The sequence below is a fragment of the Xanthomonas euvesicatoria pv. euvesicatoria genome (assembly GCF_020880415.1).
Classification (GTDB): domain Bacteria; phylum Pseudomonadota; class Gammaproteobacteria; order Xanthomonadales; family Xanthomonadaceae; genus Xanthomonas; species Xanthomonas euvesicatoria.
In genome coordinates this window covers 21,962-38,948 of record NZ_JAJIUJ010000046.1, presented here as the reverse complement: position 1 = coordinate 38,948, position 16,987 = coordinate 21,962, and the positions used below count along the sequence as shown (strand labels likewise).

Here is a 16,987-nt window from a genome sequence, read left to right as displayed (position 1 = left end):
GGCGTTGACGAAGGCGGCGGCGTGTCGGGATCTGGCCGCCTCATGCGGTCGTTGCTCATTCGGGACGCGACCGTTTACGCGCAATCTGGCGGCACAAAAAAAGACAGACAGGGCGCTCGAGGCGCTGCCCTGTCTGTCTCATCATTGAATCGATTTCAATTCAACTCGCTGCGATCTTCATCGCAACGCAGCGCTACATCGCAGAACTCAACTCACTCGCCAATCCAGCCTTCCAGCATGTCGGCAAATTCATCGGCATGCTCTTCTTCCTGGGCCAGGATGCTTTCGAGAATGCGCTTGGTGGTGGTGTCCTTGTCGCCGATGAAGTCGATCATCTCCCGGTAGCTATCGATGGCGATGCGTTCGGCGATGAGATTTTCCTTGACCATGTCGCGCAGGTCGGTGCCTTCCTTGTATTCGGCATGCGAGCGCTTGGTCAGGGTGTCCGGATTGAGATCCGGTTCGCCGCCCAGCTGCACGATGCGCTCGGCCAGCTTGTGCGCGTGCTCTTGCTCCTGTTGCGCATGCTCCAGGAACTCGCCCTTCACTGCGTCGGCAAGCATGCCCTTGGCCATGAAATAGTGGCGGTAGTAGCGCAAGGTGCACACGTATTCGGTGGCAAGCGCGGTATTGAGCAATTCGATCACCTTCTCGCGATCGGCGTGGTAGCTCTCGGTGATGGCGCCGTCTTCGATGCTCTGGCGCGCGCGGGCGCGCAAGGTGGCAGTGTCGGTGATACCGGCGGGAGTTTTGGTGGCTGGCTGATCAGACATGGCTGGCCGTTTCCTTCTGAGTGATGGGAGAAAGGGGTCTCAATCCGGCAGATGCTGCAGCACGTAATCGGCTGCAGAGACTTTGAATTCGCCGGGTTCTTCAACAAACAACGCCTTGACCACGGCGTCGTCTGCATACAGCGCGTAGCGGCGTGAGCGCAGGCCCATGCCCGAGCCGCTGGCGTCGATTTCAAGGCCCAGGGCGCGCGCCAGTTCGGCGTTGCCGTCGGGTAACAGGTGCAGGCCGTCGGGAATCAGCTGGCTGCGTCCCCAGGCCTGCATCACGAACGGGTCGTTGACCGCGGTGCACAACACCTCGATACCGCGCTTGCGGAATTGCTCGAAGTGTTCCACGTAGCCCGGCAGGTGCTTGGCCGAACAGGTGGGGGTAAAGGCCCCCGGTACCGCAAACAGCAACACCTAGCGGCCTGCGAACAGACTATGGGTGTCGATGGCCTCGATGCCATCGCGCAGGCGCTTGAGCACGACTTCGGGAATGCGGTCACCAACGTGGATGGTCATGCGGCTAGCTCCTGTGGCTGAACGGATTCTAGAAAGGGGTAGGGGAAAAGCGCGTCAACGCGCTTGAAATCCGTGCGGCCACGCCTATCTGACGCACATGGCCGGCGCAACCGCGCACCGCGTAGTCGCCGGCCCCGTCATCAACCTGTTTGGAGGCTTTCAATGAACATCGTTCGTTATCCCCAATTTCCCACCCACGCGCTGCAGAATGAGATCAAGCATGTGTTCGATCGCTTCTTCGAGCAGAACGGCGACACCGACGAATCGGCCGTGGTGACCGCGCAGTGGGTGCCGCGCGTTGACATCAAGGAAGAGCCCAATCACTTCGTGCTGTACGCCGATTTGCCGGGCATCGACCCGAGCCAGATCGAGGTGCAGATGGACAAGGGCATCCTGTCGATCAAGGGCGAGCGCAAGAGCGAATCGAGCACAGAAACCGAGCGCTTTTCGCGCATTGAGCGCCGTCACGGCAGCTTCCATCGCCGCTTCGCGCTGCCCGACAGCGCCGATGCCGATGGCATCACGGCTGCGGGCCATAACGGCGTGCTGGAAATCCGCATTCCCAAGCGCCCGGCCGCCACGCCGCGCCGTATCCAGGTGGGCAACGGTCAGAGCACCAGCGGCAGCACGGTGCAGTAAGCGTAAGGAACGTCGCGGCGGCGCGCTGTGCAGGCGCGCGGTGTCCGCTGGGCCGGCCTGTACTGTGCGTGCAGGCTGGCCAGGCGCCCGGCAGTTTCGCATGGCACCTCATGCCATGCCGGAACTGGCCGTCGCGCGACGCTGGACCTGGAGCGAGGCCGCAGCTTCGCTCTCCGGCGACAGTCGCGCCGTAGAATAGGCGCGGTTGCCCGCCCGGCTGCGAATAGATTGGCCAACAGCTCCATGGCGTGACCGCTTGTGGACGCGGCTGGTATGCGAACCCGGCACGTACGTCCGTACGGTGCAGGGTTGCGTGCCTGCCGCGCCGCACTCGCGCTGTCCGCCGCAGCGCTGGCCGTTCGGACTGGCTCGTGGCCTCGGCTGCGGGCCGTTTTTTTTCCAGAGGTGATTAGATGGAATTCAAGGATTACTACGCAACGCTCGGCGTGGAGCCCAGTGCAGGCGATGCGGAGATCAAGACCGCCTACCGCCGGCTCGCACGCAAATATCACCCCGACGTCAGCAAGGAAGCCGGCGCCGAAGACAAGTTCAAGGCGATCAACGAAGCCTACGAAGCGCTGCGCGACCCGGCCAAGCGCAAGGCCTACGACCAGTTGAAGGCGCAGGGATTCCGGCCGGGCGACGAGTTCCAGGCCCCGCCCAATTACGGTGGCGGGCAGGGCTTCGATTTCGAAGAGGTGTTCGGCAACGGCGGTGCCGGTGGCGGCTTCAGCGATTTCTTCGAAAGCCTGTTCGCCGGCCAGCGCGGTGGCCGTCCGCGCGGCCCGGGCGCCGGGCCCGGTGCAGGTGCCGGCCCGCAGGCGCGCGGCGACACCCGCGCCAAGCTTGCGGTGCCGCTGGAAGCGGTGCATTCGGGCGACAGCGTGCGCATCACCATCAATGGCAAGCAACTGGACGTGCGGGTGCCCAAGGGCGTGCAGCCCGGCCAGGTAATCCGCCTGAGCGGGCAGGGCAACGGCGGCGGCAACCTGTTGCTGGAGATCGAATACGCGGCGCATCCGCATTTCGAAGTGGACGGGCGCAACATCCTGTACACCTTGCAGGTCATGCCCTGGCAGGCAGCGCTGGGCACCACCATCAGCGTGCCCACCTTGGGCGGCTCGGTCGAATTGAAGGTGCCGGCCGACTCCGACGCCGGGCGCAAGCTGCGCCTGCGCGGCCGCGGCCTGCCGGGCACCACCCCGGGCGACCAGATCGTGGAACTGGAAATCCTCGCCCCGGCCCCGACCGACGACGCGCAGAAGAAGGCATACCGCAATCTGGCCAAGGCATTCGGCGAGACCGTGAGCTGAGCCGGTCGGCGCGGGCTGGATCAGCTGTGCGCGTACGAGGGATGAGGCAGGCTAGGGTCGTCCTGCGATGCAGCCGTTGATGTCGACGACCAACAGCGTCGAGTCTTGGCCGCACCCTCAGCCGGCCCCGGAGAGGGGAGCCCGCCCCTCTCCCTTGGGCGAGCGGGGCAGGGGATTCGGTTGCTCCGCAACGTGATCATCAACTCGATTTGCCCCCGGCGCATCGGGATCCCGCCCCATCCAGCGCCACGCGCCCCTTTCCCTGCCCCGAAAGGGGAGTAGGGGGGCAGCGAATCGACGCGGTGGCTCGGTAAGCCCTGTATTGAATCCAGCCTGGGCTATTGGACGTAATGGCTCCAGCGACTCGCAAAAACAGCGCCTCGCTCCATCACCTCTGGCCTCGCTCGCAAACCTCGAACCAGCACACAACTCACCTGGCCCAGCTATCGAAAGCGCGGCCGGCGCACTACACTCGCCGCGCACACTAGGGGAAACACATGGCACGTATTTTGATCGTCGACGACTCGCCGTCGCAGCTGCTGGGGATTCAGCGCATCGTCGAGAAGCTGGGCCACGAAACCATCACCGCCACCGATGGGGCCGCCGGCGTGGAAGCGGCCAAGGAATCGCTGCCGGATCTGGTGCTGATGGACGTGGTGATGCCCAACCTCAACGGGTTCCAGGCCACGCGCACGCTCAAGCGCGAGCCCACCACCCAGCATATTCCGGTCATCCTGGTCACCACCAAGGATCAGGACACCGACCGCATGTGGGGCATGCGCCAGGGGGCCCGCGCCTACATCACCAAGCCGTTCTCCGAAGACGAACTGCTGGAAGTGATGGAGCGCGTGTTCAACCAGAAAGACGAGCCGCCGAAAGCGTAAGTGCACCGGCCAGCCGTGATCGCAGTCGGATTTCGGCAACGCAAAGGTGGGATTAGCGGGAGACGGGCCAACCCTCTCCTGCGCACTGGGGAGCCGGTGTGAGTCGGCAGCCCGGCGATGCGCAACTCGACCTCGTCGTGCACCATCGCTTGGCAACTGGACCCCTCAGCCTGCGCCGAGCGCCATCTTCTGCCAACGGGCCAGGGGAGATCAGTTGGGGTGAGGCGGTGCAGCCGTCATTGCCTGGGAACAAGGTGTGCTGGGTGCCAGGGACGCAATCGCCGCTTGGCCCGCACGTGTGCGACGTCCCTCCCATCACCATCCGTGCCCCAAGCCCTGCCAGCAGGCATGCGCCCGGTAAATGGTCTTCAGCCGCCCAAGACCAATCAGGTACCCGGCTGCATCCAATGGACGCGCACGCAGCGCTCGGCAGGCGCACCGGGTGCCCGGCGCCGCCACGTGCATCCTTAGTCTCCAGGTCTTCAGCGCAAAGGCCCCTCCCGGCCAGCCGCTGCGTGTGTCCCCAGTCGGCCCGATCCGCCCCGCCGGCTAAACCAACAATGCATCGCACCGGGCCTTTCAAAACGGTGGGTCTGCCCCATCTAGTAGAATCGGCGAATCAAACAACATGGCGGCACTGCGGGACTGGCCCGCACAGCCCCTCGATCATGGAGCGTGCATGGCCTGGAACACACCCGGCAACAAGGGCGGAGACGGCCCGGATCCCAACCGTCGCAGGTCCTGGGGCCCGCGCGGTGGTGGCAACGGTGGCGGTTGGGGCAATCTGCCCGCTCCGTTGAAGGAGCTGTTCGATGGCGGCGTGGGGCGCTGGATCCTGGTCGCGGTGGTGCTGATGGTGCTGTTCTCCAGCTTCCAGCTCATCGGCGAGCAGCAGCGTGGCGTGGTGCTGCGCTTCGGCCAGTTCTCGCGCATCCTGCAGCCCGGCCCGAACTTCAAGCTGCCCTGGCCGATCGAGTCGGTGCGCAAGGTCAATGCCACCGAGATCAAGACCTTCAGCAACCAGGTGCCGGTGCTGACGCGCGACGAGAACATCGTCAACGTCTCGCTCAACGTGCAGTACCAGATCAGCGACCCGCGCAAATACCTGTTCGGTTCGCGCAACGCCGATCTGGTGCTGGAGCAGGCCGCGCAAAGTGCCGTGCGCGAGCAGGTGGGGCGTTCGGACCTCAATACCGTGCTCAACAATCGCGGCCCGCTGGCGATCGCGTCCAAGGACCGTCTGCAGGCGGCGCTGGATGCCTATAACACCGGCCTGGCCGTCACCGGCGTGACCCTGCCCGACGCCCGTCCGCCGGAAGAAGTGAAGCCGGCCTTCGATGAGGTCAACGGTGCCCAACAGGTGCGCGAGCGCCTGATCAACGAAGCCCAGGCGTATGCCGCCAAGGTGGTGCCGGAAGCGCGCGGCCAGGGTGCGCGCACCCGTACCGGCGCCGAGGGCTACAAGCAGGCCACCATTTCCAAGGCCGAGGGCGACGCCGATCGCTTCACGCTGTTGCAGGCGCAGTACGCCGGCGCGCCGGAAGTCACCCGCAAGCGTCTGTGGCTGGAAACCGTGCAGAAGGTGCTGTCGGAGAACCGCAAGGTCATCGGTAGCGATGGCCGCCAGGTCATCTACGTGCCGCTACCGGCCGACGCCAGCAAGCCGGCCACGACCGGTGGCAATGCCGGCATGCCGTCGATGGTGCCCCAGGACGTGCTGTTGAATCCGCCGCAAAGCGCCAGTAGCGAGGCCATCCGCAACCCGGAGCGCGGCCCGCGCCCGACCGGCCGTGAGGGAACCGAATAATGAAGAATTCGCTAGTCATCGGCCTGATCATCGCCGTCTTGCTGACCCTGATGGGCTCGGTATTCGTTGTGCGCGAAGACCAGACCGCCATGGTGCTCAACCTGGGCCGCGTCGTGCGTGCCGACCTCAAGCCCGGCCTGCACTTCAAAATTCCGGTGGTGGAATCGGTGCGCGTGTTCGACCGCCGCTTTCAGGTACTGGACACCGCGCCGGCGCGTTACTTCACTGCCGAGCAGAAAGACGTCAGCGTGGACTTCTTCGCCATCGGCTACATCTCCGATGTGCGGGCGTTCTATCGTGCGACCGGTGGCGAGGAATCGGTGGCCAACTCGCGCCTGGCCCCGATCATCACCGATTCGCTGCGCAACCAGATCAACTCGCGCACCCTGCAACAGCTGGTTTCCGGCGACCGCAGCGAACTGATCGCCAACCAGCTCAAGGGCATCAATGGCGCCATCAAGGGCTTAGGCATGCAGATCACCGACCTGCGCATCAAGCAGATCGACCTGCCGACCGACAGCCAGGTGATCACCGACGTCTACGAGCGCATGCGCGCCCAGCGCAAGCAGGAAGCCAGCAAGCTGCGCGCCGAAGGCGAAGAGCAGGCCCTGACCATCCGCGCGCAAGCCGATCGCGAGTCCACCGTGATCGTGGCCGACGCCGAGCGCGACGCGCAGAAGCTGCGTGGTGAAGGCGATGCCGAAGCGGCCCGCATCTACGGCCAGGCCGGTTCCAAGGACCCGTCGTTCTATGCGTTCTACCGCAGCCTGGAGGCTTACCGCAGCTCCATGGCAGACGGCAACGGCGTGGTGGTGCTGGACAAGAACGACCCGTTCCTGCAGTACCTCAAGAGCGACCGTTGATCGCTCTGTCTTGAAACATCGCTCTGCCTTGAACCAAGAACGCCCGCGTCATGCGGGCGTTCTTGTATGTGCCTGTCACCGCAGGGAGACAGACGCGCGCGCCCCATCGTAGGAGCGCACCTGGGCGCGACGGCCTCACCGGTCGACCCCGCTGACGGCCTCTGACAGTCAGTCGCCACATGGATTCCTAGCGCAGAACACGGCAACCGCCGATATCCCGCGTGGTCCAAGGCCATCAGCATTGCGGTATGGCCAATATCGACTCTCCCGGGCATCGCGCGCTGCGCCGCGGTAGGCAGTCTTCGCCCAACAGCGCTTACCTGCTGACTACCGCGACATGGCAGCGTCGCGCCGTGTTCGCAGATTTTCTGATTGCGGCAACCGCCTGTCGAGCATTCACCAAAGCGACGCCTTGCGATGCCAGGCTGCTGGCCTGGGTGTTGATGCCTGATCATGTCCATTGGTTGTTGCAACTTGGGAGCGACACCGCATTGAGCGACGCGGTTTCACGCATGAAAGCTTGCTCAGCCCGCGCAGTGAATGCGCAGCGTCAGTCTCGTGCACCGGTCTGGAGCCGCAGCTATCACGACCATGCATTGCGCACGGACGATGATCTGCCCGCTGCGGCGCGCTACATCATTGCCAATCCGCGACGGGCCGGGCTGGTGACGCGGGCCGGGGACTATCCGTTCTGGGACGCAGTCTGGCTGTGAGACACATCTGCCGTAGGAGCGCACCTGGGCGCGATGGCTTCACCGGTAATGCCTGTCGCGCCCGGGTGCGCTCCTACGGGGTGGTTTTATCGGGGTGGTGGTTAGGGCTGCCCGTCGTGGATCGGGCGATGGCCGCTTTGGGCGGTCTGCAGGTTTGCCAAGGCTCGCTACGTTGCCGTCCCTACGACCCAATCGGGATTGTCGCTACGGTGACCCGGCAGGCTAGGGGCCTTAGGGACCCTGGTGGCCGGCAGCGCTCGGAGCACCACGCAACCGACTGCCAGCCGCAATCTGACCCGCCCCCCGATCCGCCGTCCGCCAGGGGTAGTGCAGGCCAGCGGAAACCCGGATAATGCACAAAAGCCGGCCGGGCACGCTCCAACCAGAGCACTCGGTTCGGCTTTTTCCGTGTCAGGGCTACGCGCCACTGCAACGCTCCCCGATGGAGCCGCGCGCAGGGTGTCGCGGCCAGCCCTGCAGCGGTCCCATCCCGCGGCCCCGATGGCCGCAGCAAAACTTAGGAGTTCACCCGTCATGGGTCAGTCAGTTGTCGTGCTCGGTGCCCAGTGGGGCGATGAAGGCAAAGGCAAGATCGTCGATCTGCTCACCGAGGAAATCGGTGCGGTGGTCCGCTTCCAGGGCGGCCACAACGCCGGCCACACGCTTGTCATCAATGGCAAGAAGACCGTCTTGCATCTGATTCCGTCCGGCATCCTGCGCGACGACGCGCTGTGCCTGATCGGCAATGGCGTGGTGATCTCCCCGGCTGCCTTGATCAAGGAAATCAGCGAGCTGGAAGACGCCGGCGTGGAAGTGCGTTCGCGCCTGAAGATCTCTCCGGCTGCGCCGTTGATCATGCCCTACCACATCGCCCTGGATCAGGCGCGCGAGAAGGCGGCCGGCGGCAAGGCCATCGGGACCACCGGTCGCGGTATCGGCCCGGCGTACGAAGACAAGGTGGCGCGTCGCGGCATCCGCATCGCCGACCTGCATTACCCGCCGCAGCTGGAAGAGCTGCTGCGCACCGCGCTGGATTACCACAACTTCGTGCTGACCAAGTACCTGGGCGTGGAAGCGGTCGATTTCCAGAAGACCTACGACGAGGCGCTGGCCTTCGGCGAGTACGTGCAGCCGATGAAGTCGGACGTGGCCGGCATCCTGCACGACCTGCGCAAGCAGGGTAAGCGCGTGCTGTTCGAGGGCGCGCAGGGTGCGTTGCTGGACATCGACCACGGCACCTATCCGTACGTCACCAGCTCCAACACCACCGTGGGCGGCGCACTGGCCGGTACCGGCGTTGGCGCCGATGCGATCGACTACGTACTCGGCATTGCCAAGGCGTATGCCACGCGCGTCGGCGGCGGCCCGTTCCCGACCGAACTGGACGACGAAGTGGGCCAGGGCATCCGCGACCGCGGTGCCGAATACGGCGCCTCCACCGGTCGCCCGCGTCGCTGCGGCTGGATGGATATCGTGGCGCTCAAGCGTGCCGTGGCCATCAACGGCATTTCCGGCCTGTGCATCACCAAGCTCGACGTGCTCGACGGCATGGAGAAGCTGAAGATCTGCATCGCCTACGAATATCACGGCAAGCGCACCGAGTACGCGCCGCTGGACGCGCAGGGCTGGGAAGAGTGCACCCCCGTGTACCTGGAGTTCCCGGGCTGGAGCGAGAACACCCACGGCATCACCGTGTGGGATGACCTGCCGCCGGCCGCTCGCGCCTACCTGCGCGCGCTGGAGGAACTGGCCGGCTGCCCCATCTCGATCGTTTCCACCGGCCCGGACCGCGACCACACCATGGTGCTGCAGGACCCGTTCGCCTGATCGGCTGATGCGTGATTGAACCGACGAAAGCCCTGCGAAAGCGGGGCTTTTGTTTGCGCAATGCCATTGCGTTGCCTGGCCACGCGCCCGGCACCTGTCTGACGGCCGCTGATGAGGTGTTGCTGGCCGCCCCCGCCTGATCGATGCGGGGCGGGTTCAGCATGGCCGTGTAGCATGCTCGCGCCAGCCGGGATTGCCTTGCCCTGGTTTGATGCATGCGTGCCCTGTCGTTGCCGTGGCTTCTCTTTGACGTGTGTGCCTTCGCGTCTGTCAGGCAGGCGCATGACTTTCGGCCGTGTGTGGTCTTGCCGGCCGGCGCCATGATGCTGGCCGCTGTACGACTTCGTTTACTTCATTACTCTTTTTAGGAATGTCATGCGCCAGATCCTGGTGACTGCTATTGCGCTGGCCCTGGCCAGCACCTACGCCGTTGTGCCGGCTCACGCTGCTGTGGCTGCACCGGAGGTGGTCAGCGCATCGGCCGCGCAGGTCACCAGCCAGTTGCCGCGCACGGCCAAGCCCACCCACTACGCGGTGGAGATCACCCCGCATGCCGACAAGATGACCTTCGACGGCAAGGTGGCCATCGACATCGTGGTGCTACAAGCCACCGACCGCATCGTGTTGCAGGCGGCCAACCTCAGCTTCGCGCGCAGTACGTTGGCGCAGCGCAAGGGGGGCAAGCCGCGGATGGCCAAGGTCAGCACCGATGAGCAGGCGCAGACCGCCACCTTCGCCTTCGACAAACCGCTGGCACCGGGCAACTACGTGTTGTCCATCGACTACAGCGGTGTGATCAATACCCAGGCCAACGGCCTGTTCGCACTGGATTACGCCACCCCGCAAGGCCAGCGCCGCGCGTTGTTCACCCAGTTCGAAAACTCCGATGCACGCCGCTTCATCCCCTCGTGGGACGAGCCTGATTTCAAGGCCACCTTCGACCTGGCAGTCAATGCGCCGGCCGCGCAGATGGCGGTGAGCAACATGCCGGTTGCCTCGTCCAGCAATGCTGCTGGCGGCATGAAACGCGTGGCGTTCCAGACCACGCCCAAGATGTCCACGTACCTGTTGTTCCTGAGTGTCGGCGACTTCGAGCGGGCGACGCGCAAGGCCGACAACGGCACCGAGATCGGCGTGATCGCGCAGAAGGGCAAGGTGGACCAGGCGCAGTTCGCACTGGATTCCGGGCGCGACGTGCTGCATGAATACAACGCCTATTTCGGAATTCCGTATCCGTTGCCGAAGCTGGACAACATCGCCGCACCCGGGCAAAGCCAGTTCTTCAGCGCGATGGAAAACTGGGGGGCGATCTTCACCTTCGAGTACTCGCTGCTGCTGGACCCGGCCACATCCAACATCAACGACAAGCAGGACGTTTTCACCGTTGCCGCGCACGAGATCGCGCACCAGTGGTTCGGCAACCTGGTGACCATGGCGTGGTGGGACGACCTGTGGCTCAACGAAGGGTTCGCCAACTGGATGGAGGCGCGCACCACGCACAAGCTGCACCCGGAGTGGGATATCGACAACACCGGCGCAGCCTTCAAAAGCCGGGCGGCGATGCCGCGCGATGCGTATGTCACCACCCACCCGGTGGTGCAGCACGTCGCCACGGTGGAGCAGGCCAGCCAGGCATTCGACCAGATCACCTACGACAAGGGCGAAGCGGTGATCGCCATGCTCGAAGACTATGTGGGCGCGGACAACTGGCGCAGCGGCGTGCGCAGCTATCTCAAGCAGCACCAGTACGGCAACGCCGTCACCGATGCGCTGTGGCAGCAGATCGATGCAGTGGCACCGGGCAAGCAGTTCACCCAGGTGGCGCACGACTTCACGTTGCAGCCGGGTGTGCCGTTGATCCAGGTCAGCGCCAGCTGCACGGCCGGCACCACGACCGTGCAGCTGAAACAAGGCGAATACACTGTCGACCGCCCCGACAAACAGCCATTGCGCTGGCATGTGCCCGTCACGGTGCGCGGCGCCAAAGGCACGCCGGTGCGCGTATTGGTGGATGGCAGCGCGCAGGTGCAGTTACCCGGCTGCGATGCGCCTGTCGTGGTCAATGCCGGGCAGAAGGGCTACTTCCGCACGCTGTATGCACCGGCGCAATTCACCGCGCTTACCAAGGGGTTCGACGCCTTGCCGGTGGTCGATCAGTTGGGTGTGCTGATGGATACCGCTGCGCTGGCACCGGTGGGGCTGCAGCCCGAAGCGGACCTGCTTGAGCTTACCGCCAAGGTGCCGGTCGGTGGCTCGCCGGATCTGTGGAAAGTGGTGTCCGAAACGTATTCCAATATCGATCGCCTGTTCGCGGGCGACCTCAAGGCGCAGGCCCGCTGGCGGCGCTTCGCGCGTGCGCGGCTTGCTCCCGAGTTCGCCACGCTCGGCTGGGACGAGCGCAATGACGACAGTGCACAGACCAAGCAGCTGCGTGCCAGCCTGCTCAACAGCCTGAGCGCGCTGGACGATGCACAGGTGATTGCCGAAGCGCAGCGTCGTTTCGCTGCGTTCCAGGCCGACCCGGGCACGCTGTCGCCGGAGCTGCGTAGCACTGTGCTGCGTATCGTCGCCCGCCACGCCGACTCCGCCACCTGGGACGCATTGCATGCCATGGCGAAGAAGCAAACTTCCTCGATGCTGCGCGACCAGTCGTATGCGTTGCTCGCCTACGCCGAGGACCCGGGGCTGGCGCAGCGCGCCCTTGAACTTGCACTCACCGACGAGCCTGGCGCCACCACTGGCGCCAGCATGATCGGCGATGTCGCCAGCGAGCACCCGGAGCTGGCATTCGACTTCGCACTGGCCCATCGCACCCAGGTAGACACATTGATCGACTCCACCTCGCGCGCCCGCTACTACCCGCACCTGGCTGCAGGCTCGAACAAGCTGGAGACCATCGACAAGATCAAGGCGTATGCCGACACCTACCTGGCCCCCACCTCACGCCGCGATGCCGAAACCGCCATCAGCACCATCCAGACGCGGGTGACGTTGCGCGAGCGGCGCGTGCCGCAGATTGCGGCCTGGTTGAAAAAGCGCAAAGCCTGACGCGTTGCATGGAGCAACAAAAAGCCCGGTTTTTCCGAGCTTTTTGTTTGGTGCAGGGGCCGCCAGTGCAGGTGAAGCGCATTGGCCAGCAACAGTAGCGAAGGGATCCGGCGGCTGGGTGCCTGAAAAATGCACGCGCGCGTGGTGACTACCGATTTCGGTGTCTAGCGATTCCGCGCGGTGCGGCGTGCTGCATCTTTGTGAGCTGTTTCTGGCTCCGGCGCGCTGGCCGACCGGCTGCGGTTGGCTGCGTGCATCACGTCATGCGCATCGACATATTCTCGCGAACCGGATTGTCCATGTCTTGCTGCTGGCTCTGCGCCAGCGCCTGCTGCCGCTCCACGCTGGCGGTTTCCAGTTGTTGCAGCGACTGCTCAACCGGTGTGCGCACCGCCACATCGGTGGACATGGCAGCACGCAAGTGGGCAGGGTTAAGCACCGACCGGATGACATCATGCGCATTGGTCAATCCATTGCTGGGTTCGTCGCGAACGATAGGCAATGCAGGGTCAACAGGGTATGCAAGCTCAAGCCAGCGATTGCATGTGCAATACGGCGCAAGACATGGGAAGACGATCCATCACGGCCAACAGCATCATGCGTGTGGATCACGATGCTGGCGATGCAACAGCAGCTCGCCCTGCACGTCGACGGAGGGCGCTTGCCGCCATGCGTTGCGCTACATGTCGAGCTGCAGTGGCATCAATCCAAGCGACAACGCGTCACGCCCCGAACGCACCATCGATGGTATGCATCGCGCCGGTTACAAAGCTCGCTTCCGGGCCCGCCAGCCAGGCCACCATGCCCGCCACTTCCTCGGTGCGACCGTGGCGCTTGATCGCCATGAAGCTGTGCATCAGGTCTTTCATCGGACCGTTTTCCGGATTGGCGTCGGTATCGATCGGGCCGGGTTGCACCACGTTGATGGTAATGCCGCGCGGCCCGAAATCGCGCGCCAGCCCACGGGCTAGCCCTTGCAGTGCGGATTTGCTCAGCGCGTAAGAGGCCATGCCGGGCAGCGGCATGCGGTCGCCGTTGACCGAGCCGATCACGATGATCCGCCCGCCAGGTGGCATCTGCCGCGCGGCCTCCACGGCGGCGTGGTAGGGCGCGTGCACGTTGATGCGGAACAGCCGGTCCACCGCGTCCGGATCCTGGTCCAGCGCATCGCCGAACAAGGCGATGCCGGAGTTGACTACCAGGACATCCAGCGGCCCACTGCGTCGCACCGTGTCGATGACCGCATCGCGATCGGCGCTGTCTGCCAGCACCGCGGTGCTGCCGGTTTCGCCGGCCAGGCGCTGCGCCGCTTCGGCGGAGCCGGCGTAGGTAAACGCCACTCGCGCGCCGTCGGCCACGAAGCGCCGCACGATGGCAGCCCCAATTCCCCGGCTGCCGCCGAGCACCAACACGGACTTGTCCTTGAACGCTGACATGCACCCACCTCGCTATTAATGTAGCGGGTAATACATAATAAATATCGTCTGCCGTCAAGAGTTTTGTAACAATGACTACAGAAATCTCCCGGTCGCGCGGCCGGCCGCGGGCGTTCGACCCGGATCAAGCGGTGGCCACCGCGCAGCAGCTGTTCCATGCGCGTGGCTACGACGCACTGAGCGTGGCCGACCTCACCGCGGCGCTGGGCATCAACCCGCCCAGTTTCTACGCCGCCTTCGGCAGCAAGGCCGGCCTGTATGCGCGCACCCTCGACCGCTACGCGCAGACCGGCGCCATTCCGCTGCCGCAGATTCTGGACGCCAACCGTCCGCTGGCCGACGCCCTGGCCGACCTACTGGAGCAGGCCGCCCGCTGCTACGCCGCAGACCCCGCCGCCACCGGCTGCCTGGTACTGGAAGGCACGCGCAGCAACGACGCGCAGGCGCGCGAGGCCGCCTGCGGCTTTCATGTCGCCGCCCAGGAGTTGATCCGCTCGCACATCGCCAAGCAGTGCCCGCACGACGCAGACCGGCTGGCGGATTTCGTCAGCACCACCATGGCCGGCCTGTCCGCCAGCGCCCGGCATGGGCAGAGCCTGGAGCGCCTGCTGGCGAGTGCGCGGTTGGCGGGAGAGGGGATTCGGGCGGCGCTGCGCGGGTAGGCAGGGTGTGAGTGGGCAGAAGCGTTCGATGGCGTGAGCGCACCTGCTCGCTAATCGAGGTGCGCTTGCCGCTACCCAGTGCGGTCAATGGGCGGGTGGTACGAGAGGGTCGTGGTCGGCCGTCGCTCAGGCAAAGTCGTTGTCGGGTGACCGGTGCTGCGAATCAGCAAGGGGCAGGTCAGCACCTATAGGCATCCATGTCCTAGGCTGGCTCTAACACGGGCCACTTCGACCCCTTTGTGCAATGCTGGGATCACATGGAGCCGCACGCAGCGTGTTGGTTGAACGTCCCGAACCATCCGAATTGCTGCTCACCCCGGACAGTCGCGCTGCGTCCATGCCAGATGGCGTCTTTGCGGGATGCAGTGTCTATTTCGGTGCCGAAATGAGAGTGTCGCTGAACCGTTTTCGTCTGCGCCCAGTCACTTGACCGAGCCTGCTCATACGGCCACAGTCCGTGGCGTTCGCCCTCTTCGTTCAAGGATGCCCGTGAAGAAGCTGACGCATTGCATCGTGGCGACCGCGCTGATGCCCATCATGACGCTAGGGTGTGCACGGCTTTCGATGGAACAGCCTGCCGCAAAACCCTCAAGTGGTGCACACGAAGCATCGTCTTTTCCTCAGGCGCCTGCTGCCACGCCTTCACCTTGGGTGGCCTTCAAACTGGAACGGCAGATGGGCGCCGTGTGTGTGGACCGTACGCAGTCACAGGGCTCCTCGCCTGCGCCTTTGCTCAGGGACGGGTTTTGCAAAGGCCCGGCACCTGCGCACATGGCGGCTGCATTGCTTGCCCTGCCTGCAGATGCGGTCGATGCCTCGCCGCAAGCGCGCGAAGCGAGCCTGCGCGATGCCGTATACGTGGCCGCACCCGGCCTGGGACGGCGCGCGGACTTCACCGTGGTGGCGGGTGATCTGACGATCCGTTCGTTTGAAAGTGCTGATCCCGGCAAAACGGTGTACTTGGTCTGGCCGGTGAAATGTGGCGCGGGCGAAGCTGGCCTCGCGTGCCAGTCAGGCAAAGGGCGAAAGGCGTATCGCGTCACCAAGGACGGCACCGCACGCGATGTCAGTGCAGCGGTGTTTCCACCAGCGCCTAGCCTGACTGCAGAAGATGTTGTCCGGCAAAACGACCACGGCGGCTCGGAGCTTTTTCTGTTCGATGACAAGCTGCCCTTGGCGCCGACAATGCGATGGTTGATGGAATTCGATCCTGACCAGCCGCTGGCCACCGATGATCCAAAGCGCGTCGGGTCTTACGCCCATTTTGGTTTTCTTCGGTGGACAGGCGAACGCTTCGAGCTGGTAGAACGAGTCGCTAGAGCGCAGTGGCCTTGTCGCCAGCAGCGCACAGGCGAACAGGCATGTGCGGATTGTCCAGATAGTGAGGACCGTTTAGTTTCCCGGTAATGCAATGTGGCAACGCAGATTGCCAAGCCATGGCTTGCGGCATAAGGTGAACCGATCGCGCGGGTCGCAGTACGCCAGAGCAGTACTCGGTGCCACAGCGCAATAATGATGTGGTCTGCTAAAGGTCAGTCGATCTTAAGCCAGGCCATTCAGACGGAGCAGAGCATGCATAATTGCCATTTAAACGGACTGGTCGTGGGTGTCTTGCTTAGCGTCGTAGCTGGATGCGCCCAAGATAGCGCGCGCTCGGCATCACGCTCTACTGCGGCCGCATCCGCCGCCGAAAATGTCTATCCCGCAGTGCCCTCGCTATCCCCAAAGCCCTGGAAGCGCTTCGCGCTGGAGCAAGGCATGGGGGCCGCCTGTTCAACCCGGTCGCAGCGAACCTCTTCTGGCCGTAGCGTCCTGTTGCCCGCTGACGAATGCATTGGCCCTGCGCCGCGTCCCCTGGCCGAGGTCATCTTGTCGCTTCCATCGTCTGATCTGGGCGTTGCCACCGAAGCACGCGTCGAGGCCTTGAAGCATGCCGCGTATGTTTCGTCTCCCGGTTTGGGGGCGCGCGCGGATTTCATGTTGGCTACCGACGCATTCTGGGTGCGCTCGTTCGAGTCGCGCGATTCACTTCATACCGTCTATCTGGTTGGCGGGGTGAGCTGCACCGATCGTGCATTGGACTGCAAGAATTCAAGAGGCGTGCGGGCGTTTCGGTATGAAAAGAACGGCCAGCTGGTAGATGTGAGTGGACACGTGCTGCCCCCTGCGCCAGCATTGTCCGAAAACGAAGTCCGGCACTATCAGGCCTATGCGGAGCCGATTCCCTTCCTGGATGTCTCGCGCCTGTGGCAAGTTCCCGTGTTGCGCTGGGTCATCGAGTCAGATCCGGATGCGCCGCTTGCCAATGACCCACGCTATTACAACGACTGGGCATATCTGCACTTTGGATTTGTGGTCTGGACCGGGCAACGCTTTGAATTTATGGACAAGGTCGATCGCACGCGATGGCCGTGCAGACCTGTGGCCGAAGGAGAGGCTGCTTGTTCGGGGCCGCTGGACAACAGAGGCGATCGTTTCGTCACTCCTTAATCGATGCAGG

At 64.2% G+C, this 16,987-nt stretch carries 14 protein-coding genes and 1 pseudogene; 11 read left to right on the top strand and 4 right to left on the bottom strand.

The features are described 5' to 3' along the window. Positions 1-212: 212 nt before the first annotated feature. Both LN450_RS08115 and LN450_RS08110 read right to left on the bottom strand, forming a co-directional pair. Positions 213-773 (bottom strand): ferritin-like domain-containing protein, encoded by a 561-nt coding sequence (locus LN450_RS08115; RefSeq protein ID WP_008571580.1) that lies wholly within the window; start codon positions 771-773, stop codon positions 213-215. Between the two features lie 39 nt (positions 774-812). Beyond that, positions 813-1,295: pseudogene (locus LN450_RS08110) on the bottom strand (redoxin family protein). 162 nt (positions 1,296-1,457) lie between these two features. On the opposite strand from LN450_RS08110, the gene LN450_RS08105 reads away from it, so the two are divergent. From LN450_RS08105 to LN450_RS08070, 8 genes are all read left to right on the top strand, one after another. After that, positions 1,458-1,934 (top strand): Hsp20/alpha crystallin family protein, encoded by a 477-nt coding sequence (locus LN450_RS08105; RefSeq protein ID WP_008571577.1) that lies wholly within the window; start codon positions 1,458-1,460, stop codon positions 1,932-1,934. 413 nt (positions 1,935-2,347) lie between these two features. Next, entirely contained in the window at positions 2,348-3,247 is a 900-nt protein-coding gene (locus tag LN450_RS08100; RefSeq protein ID WP_011346657.1) for a DnaJ C-terminal domain-containing protein, read from the top strand. Between the two features lie 497 nt (positions 3,248-3,744). Next, positions 3,745-4,131 (top strand): twitching motility response regulator PilH, encoded by a 387-nt coding sequence (pilH, locus tag LN450_RS08095; RefSeq protein WP_008578169.1) that lies wholly within the window; start codon positions 3,745-3,747, stop codon positions 4,129-4,131. Positions 4,132-4,810: 679 nt separating this feature from the next. Continuing rightward, complete coding sequence (hflK, locus tag LN450_RS08090; RefSeq protein WP_011346658.1) at positions 4,811-5,938, top strand: FtsH protease activity modulator HflK; 1,128 nt, start codon at positions 4,811-4,813, stop codon at positions 5,936-5,938. Next, positions 5,938-6,801, top strand: a complete 864-nt coding sequence (gene hflC, locus LN450_RS08085) for a protease modulator HflC (RefSeq protein WP_008578171.1) — start codon at positions 5,938-5,940, stop codon at positions 6,799-6,801. The genes hflK and hflC overlap by 1 nt, the downstream gene beginning before the upstream one ends. 248 nt (positions 6,802-7,049) lie before the next feature. Further along, entirely contained in the window at positions 7,050-7,514 is a 465-nt protein-coding gene (locus LN450_RS08080; RefSeq protein WP_011346659.1) for an REP-associated tyrosine transposase, read from the top strand. 534 nt (positions 7,515-8,048) lie between these two features. Further along, the gene (locus LN450_RS08075) at positions 8,049-9,341 is read left to right on the top strand and encodes an adenylosuccinate synthase (protein ID WP_005913957.1); all 1,293 of its coding nucleotides are present in this window, start codon (positions 8,049-8,051) and stop codon (positions 9,339-9,341) included. Positions 9,342-9,716: 375 nt separating this feature from the next. Continuing rightward, a complete protein-coding gene (locus LN450_RS08070) occupies positions 9,717-12,389 on the top strand; it encodes a M1 family metallopeptidase (RefSeq protein ID WP_011346660.1) in 2,673 nt (890 codons plus the stop codon). Between the two features lie 256 nt (positions 12,390-12,645). On the opposite strand, the gene LN450_RS08065 is transcribed toward LN450_RS08070, so the two are convergent. Next, positions 12,646-12,798: a hypothetical protein gene (locus tag LN450_RS08065; protein WP_046934752.1), complete on the bottom strand. Its 153-nt coding sequence runs from the start codon at positions 12,796-12,798 to the stop codon at positions 12,646-12,648. Positions 12,799-13,111: 313 nt separating this feature from the next. Then, positions 13,112-13,825, bottom strand: coding sequence for an SDR family oxidoreductase (gene bdcA, locus LN450_RS08060; RefSeq protein ID WP_011346662.1), 714 nt, complete (start codon positions 13,823-13,825; stop codon positions 13,112-13,114). A gap of 71 nt (positions 13,826-13,896) precedes the next feature. On the opposite strand from bdcA, the gene LN450_RS08055 reads away from it, so the two are divergent. From LN450_RS08055 to LN450_RS08045, 3 genes are all read left to right on the top strand, one after another. Then, positions 13,897-14,487 carry a TetR/AcrR family transcriptional regulator gene (locus LN450_RS08055; protein WP_011346663.1) on the top strand — a complete coding sequence of 197 codons (591 nt, stop codon included), beginning with the start codon at positions 13,897-13,899 and terminating at the stop codon, positions 14,485-14,487. Between the two features lie 771 nt (positions 14,488-15,258). Next, the gene (locus LN450_RS08050) at positions 15,259-15,894 is read left to right on the top strand and encodes a hypothetical protein (RefSeq protein WP_039417730.1); all 636 of its coding nucleotides are present in this window, start codon (positions 15,259-15,261) and stop codon (positions 15,892-15,894) included. 105 nt (positions 15,895-15,999) lie between these two features. Next, positions 16,000-16,977 carry a hypothetical protein gene (locus LN450_RS08045; RefSeq protein WP_228737074.1) on the top strand — a complete coding sequence of 326 codons (978 nt, stop codon included), beginning with the start codon at positions 16,000-16,002 and terminating at the stop codon, positions 16,975-16,977. Positions 16,978-16,987 lie beyond the last annotated feature (10 nt).

Excerpts from the sequence above, each read along its gene's own strand:
- LN450_RS08115 (WP_008571580.1), bottom strand. The coding sequence starts at position 773 with ATGTCTGATCAGCCAGCCACCAAAACTCCCGCCGGTATCACCGACACT.
- LN450_RS08105 (WP_008571577.1), top strand. The coding sequence starts at position 1,458 with ATGAACATCGTTCGTTATCCCCAATTTCCCACCCACGCGCTGCAGAAT.
- LN450_RS08100 (WP_011346657.1), top strand. The coding sequence starts at position 2,348 with ATGGAATTCAAGGATTACTACGCAACGCTCGGCGTGGAGCCCAGTGCA.
- pilH (WP_008578169.1), top strand. The coding sequence starts at position 3,745 with ATGGCACGTATTTTGATCGTCGACGACTCGCCGTCGCAGCTGCTGGGG.
- hflK (WP_011346658.1), top strand. The coding sequence starts at position 4,811 with ATGGCCTGGAACACACCCGGCAACAAGGGCGGAGACGGCCCGGATCCC.
- hflC (WP_008578171.1), top strand. The coding sequence starts at position 5,938 with ATGAAGAATTCGCTAGTCATCGGCCTGATCATCGCCGTCTTGCTGACC.
- LN450_RS08080 (WP_011346659.1), top strand. The coding sequence starts at position 7,050 with ATGGCCAATATCGACTCTCCCGGGCATCGCGCGCTGCGCCGCGGTAGG.
- LN450_RS08075 (WP_005913957.1), top strand. The coding sequence starts at position 8,049 with ATGGGTCAGTCAGTTGTCGTGCTCGGTGCCCAGTGGGGCGATGAAGGC.
- LN450_RS08070 (WP_011346660.1), top strand. The coding sequence starts at position 9,717 with ATGCGCCAGATCCTGGTGACTGCTATTGCGCTGGCCCTGGCCAGCACC.
- LN450_RS08065 (WP_046934752.1), bottom strand. The coding sequence starts at position 12,798 with ATGTCCACCGATGTGGCGGTGCGCACACCGGTTGAGCAGTCGCTGCAA.
- bdcA (WP_011346662.1), bottom strand. The coding sequence starts at position 13,825 with ATGTCAGCGTTCAAGGACAAGTCCGTGTTGGTGCTCGGCGGCAGCCGG.
- LN450_RS08055 (WP_011346663.1), top strand. The coding sequence starts at position 13,897 with ATGACTACAGAAATCTCCCGGTCGCGCGGCCGGCCGCGGGCGTTCGAC.
- LN450_RS08050 (WP_039417730.1), top strand. The coding sequence starts at position 15,259 with ATGGCGGCTGCATTGCTTGCCCTGCCTGCAGATGCGGTCGATGCCTCG.
- LN450_RS08045 (WP_228737074.1), top strand. The coding sequence starts at position 16,000 with ATGATGTGGTCTGCTAAAGGTCAGTCGATCTTAAGCCAGGCCATTCAG.